This window comes from Bacillota bacterium (assembly GCA_023511485.1).
Taxonomy (GTDB): domain Bacteria; phylum Actinomycetota; class Aquicultoria; order Aquicultorales; family Aquicultoraceae; genus CADDYS01.
Map to the genome: position 1 here is coordinate 1 of JAIMBH010000023.1, position 18,516 is coordinate 18,516.

Below are 18,516 nucleotides of genomic sequence, written 5' to 3' on the forward strand. Positions count from 1 at the left end.
AACGTTTGCTCTTTAATGTTGCCTGCGGACTTCTCAAAGTAACCGCACGGTTGGACCTGGCCTACGTGGCTTATAAAACAGAAGCCGATTCCGCCAAGGCAGCCCCTTGTCATGGTCTCAAGCCCACGGGCAGCATGCGGGTGCGCGGACATCATGGTTGACGCCTTCTCGCCGTCTTCCTTTGCTCTCTGGCGCATTATCCTGAAATAATGCGGGGCATCGGTTGGTTTGAAAAAGATATCCTTTTCTTCCTTTTGCTTATCGTAAACCCAGTTGAGGGTTCTCTCGTACTCCTCAGGTGGGAGCTCCTGCTCCTCTAGATCCTTACCCCTTCCGGTTGGGACTAAAAGGAATGGGTGAAACGCGACCGCACCGACTTCTTTTGCAAACTTTAGTAAGTCATCAAGATAGGCCACATTAAGCTTGGTGATAGTTGAGTTGATCTGCACCTCTATACCCGCTTCCTGGGCGATTTTTATTCCTCTTACCGCATTGTCAAACGCACCGGGAAGTCCCCTAAACTCATCATGCTTCTCGGCAGTCGGAAAATCAATGCTCACGCTCATTCTCGGTATGCCGACTTCTTTTACCTTGGCGGCGATCTCCGGTGTCATAAGCGTTGCATTAGTTCCAAGAACCATGCGAAGGCCAATATCATGTCCGTATTTTGCTATCTCGTAGAAATCGGACCTTGCCAGCGGCTCGCCACCGGTCAAGATAATAATCGGGTTACTAAAAGACTTTATGTTATCAAGAAGCGCCTTTGCCTCATCAGTTGAGAGCTCGCCTGGATATGGGCCATGCAGAGCGGACGCCCTGCAGTGCACACAGGCGAGGTTGCAGCTTCGCGTTATCTCCCACGCGATCATCCTCGGTGGAGGCACTTCTCCCTTTAACTCTTTTACTTCGGCTTTTGCCATTTATAAAACCTCCGGCTTAATAGTTAACAGCACTGAGCATCTACTCATTCAGCCATTTGGCTGCATCTTTTGCGTGGTATGTAATGATTATGTCTGCGCCGGCTCTTTTAATGCCGGTAAGTATCTCAAGAACCACACGTTTCTCATCTATCCAGTCTTTCTCGGCGGCGGCTTTTACCATTGAAAACTCGCCACTTACATTATATGCCGCTGTTGGATAGCCGAACTCTTTTTTTATTGCATAGATAAGATCTAGGCAACTTAACGCCGGCTTTACCATAACGATATCTGCGCCCTCTTCGATATCGAGTGCAACTTCGCGCAGAGCCTCAAGGCCGTTTGCAGCATCCATCTGATAAGACCTGCGGTCGCCAAACTGTGGAGTCGACTCGGCCGCTTCCCTAAATGGGCCGTAAAGAGCCGACGCGTGCTTAGCAGAGTACGCCATGATCGGGACATCCTGGTAACCGTTTTCATCAAGATTAGAGCGGATTGCAGCGACCCGGCCATCCATCATGTCGGATGGCGCAACCATGTCTGCCCCGGCTTCTGCGTGAGAGAGAGCCTCTTTTGCTAAAAGCTCAAGTGTTATATCGTTTAGTATCTCGCCGTCTCTAATCACACCGCAGTGGCCGTGGCTCGTATACTCGCAGAGACACACATCTGTTACAACTAATAGCTCGGGCACTTCCTTCTTTAAAGCCCTGATTGCGTTTTGCACAACGCCGTGCTCATCGTACGCCTCTGAGCCCACCTCATCTTTTACCGAAGGTATGCCAAATAGCAAAACGGCAGGGATGCCTAAGTCTTTGACCTCTTTCGCCTCTTCAATGATTAAGTCTACTGACATCTGATAGTTCCCGGGCATTGATGATATCTCTTTTTTAAACCCCTCGCCCGGAGCGACAAAAAGCGGATACATAAGGTCATCAACACTTAGCTTTGTCTCCCTGATCATCCTTCTAAAGTTTTCGTTCTTGCGCAGTCTACGCGGTCTATAATTTGGAAAATTCACCTACCATCAACCCTCTCTGTCCCAGGGGACGTTCCTGAAAAACTGAATAACTCATTGAGTTATTCAGTTTTTCAGGAACGTCCCCTGTTTTTTCTGTCTTTTCGCTATTGCGTTGACTAGGCCGGGGATAGTGTATTCCTCGGCGACTACATCTACTTTTAGCCCAAACTTCTCCACTGCATCTTTTGTTACCGGACCGATAACAGCAACTGTTATATCCTTCATGAGCTCCTTAAAATCGAGCCCAAGAATCTCCACAAAGTTATTTATCGTTGACGGGCTTGTGAAGGTTGCTATATCGATGCTTTTCTCGGCAATCAGCTTCTTTATCCTGGAAGCTGCCGCCTCATCCAGCACGGTTTGGTACACTTCGACCACATCGACCTCCCCGCCCATCTCGCGCAGCGTATCAGGAAGAATATCTCTTGCAACCTTTGCTCTTGGGATAAGAAAGTTTTGTCCCGCTATCCCAATTTGTTTAAATTCTTCTATTAAGCCCTCAGCCACAAATTCCTTAGGTGTAATATCGATATTTATAAGAAGTCTCTTAACTGCTTTGGCTGTGGCCGGCCCAATTACCGCAACTTTTGCCCCAGCAAGTATTCTGATATCCTTTTTAAGCTCTCGCATCCGCTTCACAAAGAAGCGAACCCCATTTGCGCTAGTGAAGATAACCCAATCGTAGCCTGCTCCGGTTTCCAGCCGGTCAAGAGCCCTATCAATATTTTCAAAGCTATCCGGATCAGTGATCTCTATTGTTGGGACCTCGATGGCTTGGCCGCCAAGCTCAGCTATAAGCTCCGAGAACGCTTTTGCCTGCTCTTTGGCGCGTGTGATAAGAATCCGCTTGCCAAAGAGCGGTTTCTTCTCATACCAGCAAAGCTTTTCACGCAAACGCACAACATCTCCAACAATTATCAAGCTGGGAGCTTTAAGTTTTGCCTCCTCAACCTTGCCTACGATATCTTCAAGCGTGCCGATTACTGTCTGCTGCTGCGGGGTTGTCCCCCAGCGCACGATGGCAACCGGCGTGCTTTTATCCCGCCCGTTTTTAGTAAGTTGCTCAACAATCGAGGGAAGATTTCTCATCCCCATGTAAAAGACGATGGTGCCGATACCGACAAGACTCTTCCAGTCGATATCAGTTGTTGGCTTTGACGGATCCTCGTGCCCGGTGACATAGGCAACTGTTGATGTAACGCCACGGTGTGTGACCGGTATTCCAGCATAGGCCGGAACCGCGTTTCCAGCCGATACACCTGGAACAAACTCGAACTCGATGCCGGCCTCATGTAAAACCAGCGCCTCTTCACCACCACGCCCGAAGATAAGCGGATCACCACCTTTAAGGCGCGTGACTATTTTGCCTTCTTTGGCCTTTTCAACAAGCATCAAGTTTATATCTTCCTGCTTTACCGAATGCTTACCTTCCGCCTTGCCTACGTATATAAACTCAGCGTCCGGCCTGGCATGCTCGAAGAGAAGATTGGTTGCCAAGCGGTCGTATATTATGACATCGGCTTGAGCGATACACTCAAGCCCTCTTAGAGTTATGAGTTTTGGATCGCCGGGCCCTGCCCCGACTAAGTACACTTTACCGTTCAAGATATACCTTACCTCTACTTGATTTATAAGCACCCTTCTTGTGTCACTGCAAGCAAATTGACCTCCAGAGCTGCAGCACCGGTTAACCGTTCGTATGCATTGGTTTTGGTGCGCACACTGCTTCGGTTCTTACTTCGGCTAAGATCTCATCTGCACCCATTGCCTTTAGCTTATTTGCAAGCTCGGTGCCAAGCCTGTCGGCATCCTTGGGTTCTCCTTCAATACGACTGCGGATTAATTTTGAGCCATCCAGGTTTGCAACCATTCCGTCGAGTTTCAACGCTTCATTCTCGACCACACCAAGCGCACCAATTGGAATTTGGCATCCGCCTTCGAGCTCCCGAAGAAGCGCCCGCTCAGCAGTTACCGCAGCCCGGGTCTTCGTATCCTCAAGATGTTTCATGAGTTCAAGTATATCTTCATCGCCTTCTCGAACCTCAACTGCGATAGCTCCCTGACCGACAGCTGAAAGCATTACTTCAGATGAGATACGCTCGGTTATGCCCTGATTCCAGCCCATTCTATCTAAACCTGCTGCTGCAAGAATAATTGCATCAAACTGGCCCTCTTCCATCTTACGAAGGCGGGTATCTAAATTGCCCCGCACATCTTTTATGCGTAAATTAGGCCTGCGGTTCAGCACTTGGGCAATCCTCCTAAGTGAGCTTGTCCCAACCACTGATCCGGCAGGCAATTCATCTAAACCCTTCCCGCTTTTTGATATCAGAACGTCTCGTGGGTCGGCACGTTTTAAAAACGCACCAAGCACCAGCCCGTCGGGAATCTGTGTCGGAACGTCTTTGCTGCTATGTACCGCAAGATCGACCTCTCCCTCAAGAAGCGCAGTTTCGATTTCTTTTACAAAAAGTCCCTTGTCTCCAATCTTTGCAAGGGCAACATCAAGAATTTTATCCCCTTGGGTCTTGATAATTTGAAGTTCGACATCAACACCGGCCTTTTCTTTCAGAATCGCGGCCACGTGCTCTGATTGCCAGAGAGCAAGCTTGCTCCCGCGTGTTCCTATGATATACTTCTTCCTTGTCACTCCATCACCCGCTAGTTTAAGTTTAAAACTTAAGCTTTAGCTTAAGATAGTTATTAGCTTTCAGCTCTTAGCTATTGGCTTAATTCTTTATTCTTGCCGATAGCTGATGGCTGACAGCTGACAGTTGGCTGCTTTCGGCAGTCTCTTCTTCGTCTTGCCCGCTCTCATCCTGAATGTCGAAAAGATATTTTAATGATTCCACGTAAAGATATCCATCTTTGCGATTGGCACTTTCTTTCAGCTTAACAATTGGTTTATGAAGGATCTTGTTTATTATCGCACTTGTCAAAGCGTTAAGTATGTTTATTTCAGCATCTGAAAGGTTGGGAAGCTTTCTTAGATGTTTCTCAAGCTCTTTTAACCTTATTTCCTCGGCTTCTCGCCTGAGCATTGCAATCGTTGGGGATACCTCCAACGACGAGAGCCAAGAGCTAAAGTTTGCAACTTCAACTTCTACTATCTTCTCCGCAATTTGAGCTGCCTTCTTCCTCTCTTCAAGGTTTGTCTGAACAACAGCATCAAGGTCGTCAATATCGTAGGCAAATACATTATAGAGATTTGCAACCTCGGGGTCGATATCCCTGGGAACGGCAATATCGATGAAAAAGATGGGTTTGTTTTTTCTTTTATGCATAACCTTAGCTACGTGATCTTTAGTTACGACGTAGTGTGGTGCACCGGTCGAGCTAATAACAATATCGGCGTGAACCATATGATCGATAAAGTCGGAGAACTTTACAGCAGTACCCTTGTATTTATCGGCAAGGCTTTCCGCCCGCTCATACGTGCGATTGGTAACGATGACCTTGGTAACTCCGTTTGCAACCAAATGCGTCGCAGTAAGCTCGATCATCTCGCCTGCACCAATCAGCATGCAGGTCCTTCCGGCAAGGTTCTCAAAGACCTTTTTCGCAAGCTCAACGGCGGCATAGCTGACGGAAACCGCGCTCTCGCCGATTTCTGTTTCGGTTCTGACCCTCTTGCCTGCAAGAAGTGCATGGCGAAATAGGCGGTTCATAATCGTAGAAGTCGCCTCGGCCTCAAAAGCCGCATCGTAAGCATTTTTTACCTGGCCCTGTATTTGGGCCTCACCAAGGACCATTGAGTCAAGGCTTCCAGCTACCCTAAATAGGTGAAGTATAGCGTTTTTACCCTCTCGGAAATAAAGATATCTCTCAAGCTTGCTGCGAACGATATTATGGTAATCGCTGATAAACTGGATTACTTCATCCTTTCCTTTATCGAGATCGTTTGCAACGGCATATATTTCCATGCGATTGCAGGTCGACAGAATAACCGCTTCATTTATGCTTGGGTATCCAGTTAGCATATGCAGGGCATCTGACAATATCTGCTCCGGGAAAGTCACTGTTTCCCTGATTTCAACAGGAGCTGTCTTGTGACTAAGGCCGATAAGTATTATATGCATGACCTTACTCTTTCCTCAACCTCTCTATCTTTACCTTCTCTTATCAACTCTACGATATCCGAATCGATTAATCTATTTAAAGCCTGTTTCCTTTCTCCAGGGTCATCGTATTTATCGGCAACTCTCGCGCGAAAGTTTCTTAAAATCTCGCAATACCGACCGTATTCTTCCCCAAATAACTGCTGTAACTGCTTGCGGATATTTTTTGCTAGGGCTGGGCAACTTCCACTGGTCGAGATGCTTATAACAAGATCTCCTCTGCGAACTGTTGAAGGTACGATGAAGGAACAAAGTTCGGGTGTATCTACTACGTTAACCGGTATGTTGTTTTCACTTGCTTCGCGGTGAACCAACTTATTTAACTCACCGTCATTGGTTGCAACAATCGCAAGAGTTGCGCCTGCTAAATCACCTGGCTGATAACCACGTCTTTTTGCCTTAATACGGCCCTCTTTAGCAAGCCGCTCAAGCTCCGGCGTAAACTTAGGACTTACTACCTCTACATCTGCTCCGCACTCGACTAGCGAAGCAACCTTTCTTTCAGCAACATCCCCTCCACCAATAACAACGCATTTCTTGCCTTCAATATCTACATATAAAGGATAAAAAGCCATTAGTTAGCCGAGACCTCCACCATAGCTATGGATGCTCGGGATAATGCCTGTGTTTCCTATTAGATACGTTATAATGCCTACTGCAAATCCGACAACTGCAAACATGTTTGCCCTTTTACCCTGCCATCCAAAAGACTCCCTTACTATGAGATAGCCCCCATAAATCAGCCACGTGGTAATAGCCATAAGAATCTTTGGATCCATAAACCACTGCGACCACTCGGGTAGCATCTCAGCCCTTATAACTCCTGTTGCAACCACCAAAGTTAAGAAGGCAAAGCTAAAAGCGATAGATTTGTGGCAGAGCTCATCTGATATTTCAAGCGACGGTAACTTACGGAAAATCTTGCCCGGTTTTTTCCCACGCATTGCGCGCAGCTGTTTTTCCTGAAGCAGGTAAGCTATGGCTATTGCTAGAGCTACCGTCATAGACGCATATGCTAAGACGGCAAATGTGACATGGATTCCAACCCAATAGCTGTTAAGCTGCTCGCTCAATTCTTCGGTTACACCATACGAATGCCAGGCTAAAAACTGCAGCAACACGGCCACCGGCATAACAACCATGCCAAACGCCTTAACTTTAGAGCTTTTGCCTGCATAAATTGACTCGACCAGGAGAAATACCCCAATAATAAATGCAGCAAAAATAATGCGTATTGTAAAAGGCCCGGCCGTCTTTGCAACCCCTAAGGTATTGGCTCTTATAAATATAACGGCAAGTAAGAGAGCAAAAGCACCAAGAGCAGAGCCGACCGCAGTGTAGGTGTGTACCCGGCGCTCCGCCTTTGCTACAAAGTTTCCTATATAAGCCAGACTGCTGGCAATTCCAGATATTAAGGCTAGCCAGAACAATACTATGGTTAGCTTTTCCAAGTCATTCGCTCCTAGCAAAGAAAAGCTTAAAATTAGCTTTTCTTCTCAATAGCTTTAGTTAGAGCATCCAGCTCTTTCTTAAGTCCGCTGATTTTGCTGCTGGCGACAAACACATAGGCAAACAGGACTACCCATATGCCCATATACGCCGCGACTACATAAGGTATGGCTTCCCTAAGCTCCACTACGGTTAACCCCCAACTTCATTCTTTAAGTAATCTATCTCTTCTCTGATCATAAATATTTGGTATCGCATCAGAAGAAATGCAACGTAAAGCACGCTCATCCCAAACATCGATATGAGAAATGCCGCAAGCATAGGCGGCTCCATCTTTGCACCTGAGCTATCGAATACCACCGGATGAACAGATGGGATAAGTCTTATTGCAAAGAAAGTCAGAGGCACTGTAACTGCAGCGATAACAGAATAAGCTGCTGCAAGGCGTGCCTTTGCACTCTCCTCACTAATCGCCGAGCGAAGAACAAAATAGCCTGAGTATAGAAGCATCAGGACAAGATATGTGGTAAGCCTTGGCTCCCATTCCCACCAGGTACCCCACTCGGAGCGGGTCCAGATGTCTCCCGTCCACATGACAAGAGCCCCAAAAAGAAAGCCAAGCTCAACGGAGGCGTGGCTTAAAAAATCATATTTCCGGTTCTTTTTGCTAAGAAATAGTGCGCCAAACACCGCAGCGACTATAAAGGCTAAAAGTGATGTCTCCGCTATCGGCACATGGTAATAAAAAATTTTTTGGCTAAATATGGAGACCTCTTTGCCATCCTTTTCTATTACAACCTCTGGTGCCACAAAGAAGGCAAACGCCAAACCGGTAAGTAACAAAATAGCAGCAATGACAAACAGCGATTTTGTAGCCTTTTCCATGCTTCACTCCCCTATAACAAAATCGTAGAGGGCATAAGCTACCAGTAAGTACAGTATATCACAAACTACCAGCAATTTCATTGCATCCATCACGTTTGCAAACTTTGCACCGTCTACCCCAGCCATAATCCCGCTACTGGATATAACGGCGCCTGCCAGAACTGGCAAAATCACCGGTAGAAAAATAAGCGGCAGCAACATATCCCTCATTTTTGTATTAATCGATATGGTTGAAAGCAAAGTTCCAACGGCACATATCCCTATATTACTTAAGAGTATAGCTCCAATAAACATCCAAATCGAACCCTCTATTGAGAGCTTGAACAAAATCATATAAAGGGGAATGGCTATGACCTCTACAATGGTTAGAAAAATAAAATTGCCGATGGCTTTACCAAAGAATATATTCGGTCGGTCTATCGGTGAGAGAAGCAGACCCTCCAGACAACCCTCATCCTTCTCATGAACGAAAGACCTGTTCAGACCTAAAAGCGCTGTAAAAAGAAAAGCCACCCAGAGAAGGCCGCCGGCGTAGCTGGCAAAATCGGCGGAATCGCCAAACGCATATTTAAAAGCGACCATAATAAGCATAATAAAAAGGAACATCGTAATGACCATTTCCTTGGTCCTGAGCTCGGCGATTATGTCTTTTTTGATGATGGCTCCGATTTGTCGTCCGGCAGACACTTTACGAATCACCCTTAACGCGTTGCTGGTATATATTTTTAAATTTTCTAATATCAAGCTCTTTTTTGTCCTGGTAAAATACGATCTGCCCGTTATATAGAATCATAGCTTTAGAGCATAAAGCAAGACCGCGCTCAATATTGTGGGTTATCATTATAAAGGTATGGTTGGCCCGGATGCTATCGAGCAGGTTCTCAAAAATATCGACCGCATGCGGGTCAAGGCCGGTATGCGGCTCGTCTAAAAGAAGCACCGATGGCTTATGAAGAATTGCACGGGCGATTGCAAGGCGCTGTGTCATGCCTTTTGAGTAGGTTCTAACCAGGTCATAGCGGCGGTGGCCCAGCTCTACCTGGTCAAGCAGCTCATCAATTCGCTCATTCAGGTTAGAAACACCATACAGAGTGCCGTAGAACCTCAAGTTTTCCTCAGCATTAAGGTCCAGATAAAGAAGCGGACTGTGTGAGATAAGTCCAATTTTTGCCCGGATGGCGGCCGAGTTTTTTCTCGGATCCATACCGGCAACCCTTATTTCGCCGCTGGTCGGAGCGATTAAGGTAGAGATTATCTTAACAAGCGTCGTCTTCCCCGCTCCGTTTGGACCAAAAAGGGAGAGGAAACCACCTTTTTCGAGCTCAAATGAAACCTTGTCGAGGACTTTCCTCTTACCAAAAACCTTCGAGAGCTCTTTTACCTCAATCTCTGGAGTTGCGGTCGAGCCTTTATCTCTCTTCTTTTTTTCTAAAAGTTCAGTTGACTGATTCACTATCTGTCAATCACCATAAAGAGCCGTTAGCTATTAGCTACCAGCTATGTACTTGCACCCACCAATTCTTTTTTCTTCTTACCGGTAGCTTTTTTCTTCTTAACATGTTCTGTCTCTTCTGCAACAGAGATAGCTCTCGGCCACATCGCAATAACCGTACCAAAAACCAGGATGACGCTGCCGATCCATACAAACGAAATAAGCGGGTTAACCTTAACCGTCAATGCAAGGATCCCCTGATTATCTATGCCATTTAACACGACAAATATGTCCCTGAACGGCTGATGGTAAATAGATGCTTTTGCAGTTTGCTGCTGCTGGACCTCGTGGTAGGTTATCTGCGGCCTTACCACCCCAAGCAGCTTTCCGCCATTTTTACTGTCTATTAAGTTGAAAATCGCATCTGTTCTCTGCTCTCCTGGCACTTGCGATTGCTGAAGGCCTTTATAAACCAGCTGATAATCGCCGGCCTGAACGGTGCTTCCCGCTTTATTAGGAAGCGTAGGCTGAGTCTCCTGTACGTAGAGCATTGAGCCGGCGATGCCGAAGAACATGATCGCCATACCCAAATGGCCTATATAACCTCCAGTCAGGCTGCGGTCATTCCTAATTGTCGAGCCAAGAGAAGTTAAGAAACCCACTCCCCTGTTTTTGGCCCTTGAGCCAACCGTTATAAAGAAGATTTGAATTACTGCAACAAACGAAAATACTGCAGCGACTATAGTCGCAAAACCCCATGGCTTGCTGGTCCACTGAATGCTGGTCCAACCTGTTGCAAGTAAGACAGCTGCTGCAGCAGCAGCCACGGTTGGCACTATAAGCTGCTTAAGCAGTTTTCCGCCGTCGGTCTTGGTCCAGCCAAGATAAGGGCAAATGGTTAAAAGCAACAAATACACCAGTCCTAACGGTTGCGCAAGTGCGTTGTAAAAAGCAGGCTTTACTTCTGTTCCCATAAGCTGTCCGCCAACAGTTGCAAGAAGGATAATCGTCGTAAAGACTACAAGCATAAAATTGTTTAGATAATAGGTAAAATGCCGTGAGAGAAAGTCGTTGAAAAACTCCTGCGTCTCAAACTCCTGCTTTCTGGTATTGACCAGGTACAGAGTTAAGCCGGTGGCTACCACCATCATACTGCCGAACGCAAAAACGAGGTCTCCTCTTACATCTGGGAATGCATGTACGGATGATATAAGACCTGATCGGGTTATAAATGTGGCCATCACACACATAATAAATGAGAGCGAAGCAAGCGAGACCGCCCAAACCTTCATGCCGCCCCTGCGGCGATAAATCGTAAACGTATGAAGCAATGCGGTTCCCGTAAGCCATGGCAGAATCGATGCATTCTCAACCGGATCCCAGCCCCAGAATCCGCCCCAGCCAAGGACAACATAGGCCCAGAGAGCGCCCAGCCAGATACCGATAGTTAAGAATAGCCAGGCAAAGAGGGTCCATCCGCGCGCCTGGTTGATCCAGTTATTCGAAGCATCTCTTTCAATAAGCGCAGCTATCGCAAAAGCAAACGGTATCGTAAGCCCCGCATACCCCATGAAAAGTGTAGGCGGATGAAGGACCATCGCCCAGTGCATAAGAAGCGGGTTTAGACCAACACCGTTTCCCATCATAGCAAACTGGGGGTCGGCTGCTTTAAACGGATTGGTAAATGCCAAAGTGGTAATAAGCAGGGCAAGTTGAACATAGTTTGATATATATAAGGCCTGAGATTTAAGCTTATCGGTCTTCTTTAAGTTAAAGTAGGCGAGCACCGCCGTGTAGCCGCTAAGCATCCATATCCACAGAAGAAGCGAGCCCTCATGACCCGCCCAGAATGCGGAGATTTTGTAAAATATGTTCATAGTCCTGGTCGAGTGCTCAGCAACATAGCCAAACGTAAAATCATCGTTTATAAATGCAGCCAATAAGACAAGGCTCGCAAAAGTTGAGATGACAAACTGCCAAATCATGCCCCAGCTGGCAGCCTTTTGTTGCTTTTCACCCTTGCGGATCTTATTGCCGACATAGTAGCTGTAAGCGGTGTAAATTGAAAGGCCAATCATTACAAGAAGGGCAAGTATTCCGACATAACGCATGTGCTATTCTCCTCCTATTTTTTTCGACTTATACTTAGAGGGACATTTTGTCGTAATGCTTTTTGCCTCCAGCATATTTTGTGATACTAGCTTGCCCTCTACTATGGCCTGAACGCCGGCTCCAAATGTTGACGGCACCTGGCCGCTGTAAGTTACAGTAAGCTCTTTATCCTTTTCAAAAATTTTAAAAGTATATTTATTACCCTTTTGGACAACCGTTCCTTTTTTAATCTCACCACCAACCTTTACCGTCTTGCCTACATAAGAATCATCCTTTATCACTTCTTCTACCTTCTTATAATATGAAAGCGATGAGGATGAGGAGTTACTCAGTAAGCTATAGACCATATAGCCAATGATGGCAACAAGGACGACGGTCACAACCATCAAACGCGTTTTGCTTTTGCTATCAACCACTCTAAATCTCCCCCTGATTTTTATGGCCAGCGAAGCCGATTAAACCTTTTTCTACTATGCAATGTAGCATAAATATAAAAGCTGGTCAGGTCAACCATAAACCCTAGCTAAAACAAGGCTTTTTATGTAGCCAGCCAAGCAGTAAATAAGTTTTGAACCTAGCCGCCGACATCCGGCTGAACTTTAGATTCCTGGCCTTTTTGTATATCAAAAATCAATCGCATTGCGGTAATGGCGACTAAAATAAATGTCAGTGTAATAAGGGCGGCAAATAACTTTATCGAAAAAGAATCGGATGCGGCAAAGGCATTATCCGGATGAAATAACTTGCCGGTTTTCCAAAGTAGAAGATACGTCAGTAGCGGAAAGGTAAGATTAAGGCCCGCCCATAGCGACTTATTATCCACCATCAACCTGATTAAGAAAGTAACAATTGCCATAAGAAGAATAAGAGCCGCAATTTTAAGCCGGGGCTCATCCCACCAGGTTCCGCCCCAAATAATATAGGCGCCGATCGCTCCAAGGGTAAGATGAGCCACCCAAAACAATGTTGCAGTAGTCTGGCCCGCCGAAGACCAGTTGGCCATATTGTTTTTAAACCTATCTCCCCCGACTGGAAATATTGAGCCAACGAAGTATAGCAGCCCCAGCAGCCCCGATGCGATAAATAGAATAAGACCGACCCACGTTACTGCAGCATGCAAATAGATCAGCCTGATATTGCTTCCTAGTGTTTTCTCTTCCGGGGCAAAAAATGCGAGGATTATAGCTAAAATGATTAGCCCGAGGGTAGTAGATAAAGCTTTTATTCGCCTTTTTGGATCAAGCGCCATGATAAAACTAACTACTCTCCGTATCTCAGGCAAATTTGCCTGATTTTCAAACAAATAAGCAATATATAGTCTGCTGCTCAATTGTCAATTTCTTGAAGCTTCTTATTTTTATTTAATGATTTTTGGCACAAACCATTAAAATAGGACACCCCCGTGCCAGGAAGCGCATCTTAATTGTTTAGGCAAGCAAACCTGGCCAGGGGTGATGAATAACCTGTCTACTTGCGCCTTTTAGCTTGCCTAAACGTATTTAGCTTAACAAAATTTGCGCATTTTAGCAAGGAAAATAGTTAAAAGTAGCGTGGTGTTATGATACGGGATTTTGGGATTTTAAGCCGCGACATCGCATGGGTGGTTTAGTAAAACCAGAACTTGCCTCTCAACAAGCTCCTCGATGAATTCTTGTATCTCCGTGCGTATTTGCTCCTCAGGTTTTTTGCTATGAGCCCGCATTTCCCTGACGATATCTTCTATCGCATGCTTTCCGTCTGCAAGCTCCCAGATTCTCGTCCCGGCAGCGTTTAAAACAAACAGCTTTCTATTTGTCGACTGGATTATTAGTGTTTGGTTATCGATAACACATGATGCCGAATCAGCGCCACGCAGTGGATAATAATCCATGTTCATGCTTCGTCTTTTCCTCCGTACCTAAACAGCAATGTTCGAAAGTCCATGCCAGCACAGGCCACCAGCGGTTCATGATGTCAAGCAAATTTGGTTGACAACTACATATACCATCTCCCATGCTTTAAAGCGATAACTTCGCGAAAGATACGCCGCTCTTACTTTTAATTCCCCATCCGCAAAAATTTAAAAGTGATTTATTGAATTAAGCAATAAAAGAACAATCTCTCTATACTGAGTTTGTACCGAGCTTTCTAAGGCTCCCTACTCCACATTTGGCTAAGACTTTTTCTGCCAATCCCATTCCGGTTTTATTTGGCTATCTCTTGGGTAAAGAATGATATGTATGGGTTTTGCTTGGGGGTTGCTATTAATGGCTGATATCAAAGAATACAGAAAAAACGGCAAGCATTTTTGGCTTTGGATATTATCGACCTTGCTTCTATTTACTCCGCTATTTATAGCCTGGCAATATAGAGAGATGCTGCCGTTGGGAATTGCTTACGTGGGCAGAGAAAATCTATCCGGTACGGTTGTCGAGAACTACCCTGGTAACCCTCCCGCAACAGGCATCACAGTCAAAATAGACGGCGAGTGGATAAAGCTGAGCAAACCAGGTAGCTTTATCGCCGAGAATCTTACCCTTGGCAGGCATCTTGTGACTATCGAGGGGCCAAGCTACGCGACACTCTCCGAAGATATCGAGATCAAGCGAGGTAAAAACGAAAGCAAGTTTAAGCTCTTGCTTACTCCGGTTGAGGCTGCAAACCGCTGGATGCAGACAAAAAAAGAAGATAAACACGCGGAGACTTATTCCTTCTTCCACCCGGATGATAAGAAGCGGATCGACCCGGCAGGTTATGTGAAATTTAAAACCGATATTAAAAATAGATTTGGTGTTACAATAAAAAGCTATAAGGTAGATTCGCCAAGAGTATTTATGTCGTGGGAGCATCCCCGCACAAAACGAGTATATAGAAACGTGATTGCAATGAAGGCAAGTGCGGTGCTAGAGGCGCCTCAGGTGGGCTCCACTGAAACAGCGTGGACGATTTACGCGCAGAACCTAAATGGGCGCTGGGTGTTCTTCTCTACCGAGTAGTTTTTCTTATCGGCATAAAGCGACCGCCGGTTTCTCAGCGGCCGCTTTATTAAACCTGGGCCCGAAGCGTGAGGCCTGATTTAGGCTCTCACGCTTCGGCTTCCGTCTTAATCCTCTACCTCATTCTCTTGTTCTACTTCTGCCTTTTGCTCGATCTCGTTTTTGATTTTTTCATTTTCTGCTTTTGCGTCGCCGGACTTAGCTACCGCAAAGCCCTCATTCTTGACCTCGATCTTGACTTCGTTATCAGCTTTGCTATGGCAAGCATTTACATTGTTGTTGACGAAAACAACCGTTTTTGAAGCGTTGCCTATAGCATAAGCATCGCCGCTCTTTGCAATAGCTTTATTGTCAATCGATGCATCCTGATCTACCTTAGCTAGGTTTGCCTGGATTTTAAATGTGATGGGTTTCTTTTTAAAGTGGTGGTTCCCATTCACGCTGGCGAACGCCATGCTCGTCATGCTGAGGACAAGTACGAACGCTAGCAATATCACTAAAGCCTTCTTCACTAAGATTCACCTCCTTTCGCACTAGTAGTTTGCAATATTAAATTTGACTAAGACTAAAGCTGGATTAGTATCCTAGAATTGACGGTAACTTGAACGGCTTTCTCTAGGACCGGGAAAAATTATTACCGTTAATCAAAAACTTCTAACATCTAAACCTAAATTCGTTATATTTTTTTGCCAAACGGATGTTATATTTAATAACTGCAGGTAGATAAGGTTATTTAAATTATGATTGCCACTTACTACTAGTCAGTTAGAGATCGCTACTATTTTTATAACCACTGGTCAGCAGCTTACGAATAATTCCGCTGAAAAGTAGAAAAATTATTTAATATTAGGCTCTCTGTCTGACTGCTTGAAATAGTCGGCAACATAATTCTAGTAGGCAATATTTACGGTCACACTTAAAGGTTTAAAAAGGTAAGAGGGGCTATTCGGCCCCTCATTTATCTTGCTACGTGTAGGTTGTTGTTCCATTTTTTTATTTTCTAACTACGTATCGCCAAGGCTTTGCCTTTAGAGTGAATCCGACCCACGCAGCAAGCATAGCTGCAACTATAGCCCAGATCCACAAAGAAGACTCGGCGGCCGCATGCTGGCGCTGCCGGGCTGCCCCGGCTTTTGAGCCCGTGTAATCCTCGGCTTCTGCCGCACTTAGGTTAGCTCCGCCAGAGTCACCGGGGTTTCCACTATATAACGCATAGCCACCCGCGGCATTGTACTTCGTTTTTATTATCTTAGGCTTGTGTGGCCACAGGATGCCATCTGAGATAGCTACGCTGCCTGAAGTTGAATCACCGCCTCCCTGTTCTACGTCGTTTCTGATGTCTCCATCGCTTGAGCCATCATCACCGCTGGGCAGCGGCTCTCCTGCTCGAGTCAATGCATCGCCTGTCATAGCGATAGCTGCTCCAAAATTAAGAACGCTGTTCTTAATTTTGTTTGAGCTATGCGAGTTGCCCCCTTCAACCGAGCTTGCATCTGCACTTGACCGCACATCTGATTCAGAACTACTTCCGGTTGCATCCGCATTGCCAGTACTTGCTACCGCATCCTGGCTCAACCGATTTCCGATGGAAATCGCCATCGCGTCTTCACTCGGATCCACTAAGGTAGTTTGCAACAGCGTACCGGTAAAAGAAACATTCGCATTAGACATGTTGTTCTCTGCGTTAGCATTACCGGAAAAAGCCAGGCCGGTTCCCTGGTTTCCTACGCTATTGGTAGTCTCGTTCATCGCAGAAGCATCGCCATACGGATTAAAGATGCTTATGTCGGCATACGCCTTCGCGCCCGAGTCGCTTTCAATTGTATTGGTTGATACCGATCCGACCGCAGTTGCATTGCCGGTCGTTGCGTTAGCCGATCCAGTAAGCAGCGCCCAAATGTCGTAGACAACTTCTATGATCACTTTGCCTTGCTCAATTATCGGCTCTGCTACCTTTACAACTGCATATATTGTAGGTGACAGGTTTACTATATTGCCGTTCATTACATTCGTAGCATCAGCATCGCCAGTCGATGCTAGAGCTCCTCCCTGGTTTATTATAGAGTTGTCTACGTTGTTTGTCGCAACAGCTTGCCCATCCTGAGAACCATCATATCCGGTACCCGAGGATATCAATGGGGCATCTCCTACTGCCTTTGCCGTAGCGCTGCTGTCTATGGAATTAGAAGCCTCCAAACCTAAGGAATTTGCATTGCCTGTCTCAGCAGTCGCACTACCTTCGATCGACCCGCAGAAATTATAGATGACCTTGATCCAAACATCAGAGTCCGTTATGTCGGGAAGCTCAAGCACGCTTGTTATATTCGGGGCGATGACCACGCTGTTGTTCTCCATCGTATTTGAAGCCGTAGCATTGCCAGACGCCGATAGCCCTTCCCCGCTATTAATTATCGTGTTGTTTGTATGGTTTAAAGCGTAAGCGCTCCCATCTGATACTGCTCCTCCGCCTGCCTTTAACGGGGCATCACCCACCGCTATGGCATCTGCATAACTATTTATATCATTGTCAACACTTGCACCAATAGCAGATGAGTCACCCGATGTTGCGCTTGCCATCCCTGATATCATTCCTAAGAAGTTGTAGACAATATCGATGACCACGTTGGCGTTTACAATGTCGCCGCAAAGCGCAATGATCGTGTTAACGATAGGGGCGATTAGTATCTCATTTCCGGTCATCGTGTTGGTGGCATTTGCGTCACCGGTAACAGCGCCTGCAGTGCCCACATTATCTATCGTGTTGCTGCCGGTATTTTGTGCAACTGCGTTTCCGCCATAAGACCCCCCGCCACCAATAAGAGGCGCGTCAGCCAACGCTTGGGCGCTCTGCGTGCTATCTATTGAGTTATTTGCAACTAGCCCGGTAGAGTCGCTACTGCCGGTTTTGGCATTGGCCGACCCAACTATGGCAGCTAAATAGTTATAAACCACATTTATGATGATATTCGCATCGGTTATATTGCCCAGGGTTTCAACTGTAACTGTTGTATCGGGCGATATCGTGGCTATGTTATTTTCCATTGTATTTAAGGACTGGGCCGCTCCGGAGCGGGAGTATGCATCGCCACTATTGCCAATTGTTTGTGATGCGGTATTGTCGGCAATGGCGTCACTGCTTCCTCCTCCCCAGCTCTCATGCGAGTCACCGGAAGCATTTGCATCCGACGTATTGGTTACGCTGTTTTCCGCTTGCGTACCTAATGAGTTGCTGTCACCAGATGTTGCCGACGACTTTCCACCAATGTTTACATCAACATTCTCCTTAGTTTCAACCTGTAGGCCGTTGCTGGGAGGCTCCGGACAATTACTACCTGCACTAACAGCATCCCCTGAACCGCTACCCTCATTCTGGTTTGAAGCGGAATTATCGGCAGTCGGCCCTTGCCCCGTATCTTGGGTACTTACAACTGCCGTATCTTGCACTTGATTGTCTTGCGGATCTGCAAAAGCAGGCGCCCCAACAACGCCGAAAACCATGCATATAACAACTAAAATGGATAGGAGTTTTCGTTTCAGCACCTTTCCACCCCCTTTCCTTAAGACTAAGCTGTTCAGTTTAATGCGCCCAAGGCTGGGTTAATATAGTGTA

The 18,516-nt window shown here is 46.2% G+C and carries 18 protein-coding genes; 1 reads left to right on the forward strand and 17 read right to left on the reverse strand.

Annotated elements, in window-relative coordinates; all coding sequences use genetic code 11:
* The 15 genes from K6T91_08230 to K6T91_08300 all read right to left on the reverse strand — a co-directional run.
* Positions 1-920, reverse strand: a 920-nt coding sequence (locus tag K6T91_08230) for a radical SAM protein (protein MCL6472779.1), incomplete at its 3' end; no start/stop codon positions are given.
* 40 nt (positions 921-960) lie between these two features.
* Positions 961-1,935, reverse strand: coding sequence for a porphobilinogen synthase (gene hemB, locus K6T91_08235; protein MCL6472780.1), 975 nt, complete (start codon positions 1,933-1,935; stop codon positions 961-963).
* Between the two features lie 63 nt (positions 1,936-1,998).
* Entirely contained in the window at positions 1,999-3,543 is a 1,545-nt protein-coding gene (gene cobA, locus K6T91_08240; GenBank protein MCL6472781.1) for a uroporphyrinogen-III C-methyltransferase, read from the reverse strand.
* Between the two features lie 79 nt (positions 3,544-3,622).
* Positions 3,623-4,585 carry a hydroxymethylbilane synthase gene (hemC, locus tag K6T91_08245; GenBank protein MCL6472782.1) on the reverse strand — a complete coding sequence of 321 codons (963 nt, stop codon included), beginning with the start codon at positions 4,583-4,585 and terminating at the stop codon, positions 3,623-3,625.
* A gap of 79 nt (positions 4,586-4,664) precedes the next feature.
* Positions 4,665-6,014, reverse strand: coding sequence for a glutamyl-tRNA reductase (hemA, locus tag K6T91_08250; GenBank protein MCL6472783.1), 1,350 nt, complete (start codon positions 6,012-6,014; stop codon positions 4,665-4,667).
* Positions 6,005-6,628 carry a bifunctional precorrin-2 dehydrogenase/sirohydrochlorin ferrochelatase gene (locus tag K6T91_08255; GenBank protein MCL6472784.1) on the reverse strand — a complete coding sequence of 208 codons (624 nt, stop codon included), beginning with the start codon at positions 6,626-6,628 and terminating at the stop codon, positions 6,005-6,007. The genes hemA and K6T91_08255 overlap by 10 nt, the downstream gene beginning before the upstream one ends.
* A 3-nt stretch (positions 6,629-6,631) precedes the next feature.
* Complete coding sequence (locus tag K6T91_08260) at positions 6,632-7,504, reverse strand: cytochrome c biogenesis protein (protein ID MCL6472785.1); 873 nt, start codon at positions 7,502-7,504, stop codon at positions 6,632-6,634.
* 32 nt (positions 7,505-7,536) lie between these two features.
* Positions 7,537-7,689, reverse strand: coding sequence for a CcmD family protein (locus tag K6T91_08265; GenBank protein MCL6472786.1), 153 nt, complete (start codon positions 7,687-7,689; stop codon positions 7,537-7,539).
* Between the two features lie 5 nt (positions 7,690-7,694).
* Positions 7,695-8,387: a cytochrome c biogenesis protein CcsA gene (ccsA, locus tag K6T91_08270; GenBank protein MCL6472787.1), complete on the reverse strand. Its 693-nt coding sequence runs from the start codon at positions 8,385-8,387 to the stop codon at positions 7,695-7,697.
* A gap of 3 nt (positions 8,388-8,390) precedes the next feature.
* On the reverse strand, positions 8,391-9,074 hold the full coding sequence (locus tag K6T91_08275; GenBank protein ID MCL6472788.1) for a heme exporter protein CcmB: 684 nt from the start codon (positions 9,072-9,074) through the stop codon (positions 8,391-8,393).
* Between the two features lies 1 nt (position 9,075).
* Complete coding sequence (locus tag K6T91_08280; GenBank protein ID MCL6472789.1) at positions 9,076-9,774, reverse strand: ABC transporter ATP-binding protein; 699 nt, start codon at positions 9,772-9,774, stop codon at positions 9,076-9,078.
* Between the two features lie 110 nt (positions 9,775-9,884).
* Positions 9,885-11,930: a cytochrome c biogenesis protein CcsA gene (ccsA, locus tag K6T91_08285; protein ID MCL6472790.1), complete on the reverse strand. Its 2,046-nt coding sequence runs from the start codon at positions 11,928-11,930 to the stop codon at positions 9,885-9,887.
* 3 nt (positions 11,931-11,933) lie between these two features.
* Positions 11,934-12,347: a cytochrome c maturation protein CcmE gene (locus K6T91_08290; protein MCL6472791.1), complete on the reverse strand. Its 414-nt coding sequence runs from the start codon at positions 12,345-12,347 to the stop codon at positions 11,934-11,936.
* Between the two features lie 158 nt (positions 12,348-12,505).
* Positions 12,506-13,213 (reverse strand): hypothetical protein, encoded by a 708-nt coding sequence (locus K6T91_08295; protein MCL6472792.1) that lies wholly within the window; start codon positions 13,211-13,213, stop codon positions 12,506-12,508.
* Positions 13,214-13,510: 297 nt separating this feature from the next.
* Positions 13,511-13,807, reverse strand: a complete 297-nt coding sequence (locus K6T91_08300; protein ID MCL6472793.1) for a PqqD family protein — start codon at positions 13,805-13,807, stop codon at positions 13,511-13,513.
* A 370-nt stretch (positions 13,808-14,177) separates the two neighbouring features.
* Between K6T91_08300 and K6T91_08305 the strand changes: the two genes are divergently transcribed.
* Entirely contained in the window at positions 14,178-14,906 is a 729-nt protein-coding gene (locus tag K6T91_08305; GenBank protein MCL6472794.1) for a hypothetical protein, read from the forward strand.
* Between the two features lie 107 nt (positions 14,907-15,013).
* Here K6T91_08305 and K6T91_08310 read toward each other — a convergent pair whose 3' ends face one another.
* Together K6T91_08310 and K6T91_08315 are read right to left on the reverse strand one after the other, a co-directional pair.
* Positions 15,014-15,418 (reverse strand): hypothetical protein, encoded by a 405-nt coding sequence (locus tag K6T91_08310; protein MCL6472795.1) that lies wholly within the window; start codon positions 15,416-15,418, stop codon positions 15,014-15,016.
* Between the two features lie 481 nt (positions 15,419-15,899).
* Positions 15,900-18,446 carry a hypothetical protein gene (locus tag K6T91_08315; protein MCL6472796.1) on the reverse strand — a complete coding sequence of 849 codons (2,547 nt, stop codon included), beginning with the start codon at positions 18,444-18,446 and terminating at the stop codon, positions 15,900-15,902.
* Positions 18,447-18,516 lie beyond the last annotated feature (70 nt).

Excerpts from the sequence above, each read along its gene's own strand:
- K6T91_08305 (MCL6472794.1), top strand. The coding sequence starts at position 14,178 with ATGGCTGATATCAAAGAATACAGAAAAAACGGCAAGCATTTTTGGCTT.
- hemA (MCL6472783.1), bottom strand. The coding sequence starts at position 6,014 with ATGCATATAATACTTATCGGCCTTAGTCACAAGACAGCTCCTGTTGAA.
- K6T91_08255 (MCL6472784.1), bottom strand. The coding sequence starts at position 6,628 with ATGGCTTTTTATCCTTTATATGTAGATATTGAAGGCAAGAAATGCGTT.
- ccsA (MCL6472787.1), bottom strand. The coding sequence starts at position 8,387 with ATGGAAAAGGCTACAAAATCGCTGTTTGTCATTGCTGCTATTTTGTTA.
- ccsA (MCL6472790.1), bottom strand. The coding sequence starts at position 11,930 with ATGCGTTATGTCGGAATACTTGCCCTTCTTGTAATGATTGGCCTTTCA.
- K6T91_08300 (MCL6472793.1), bottom strand. The coding sequence starts at position 13,807 with ATGAACATGGATTATTATCCACTGCGTGGCGCTGATTCGGCATCATGT.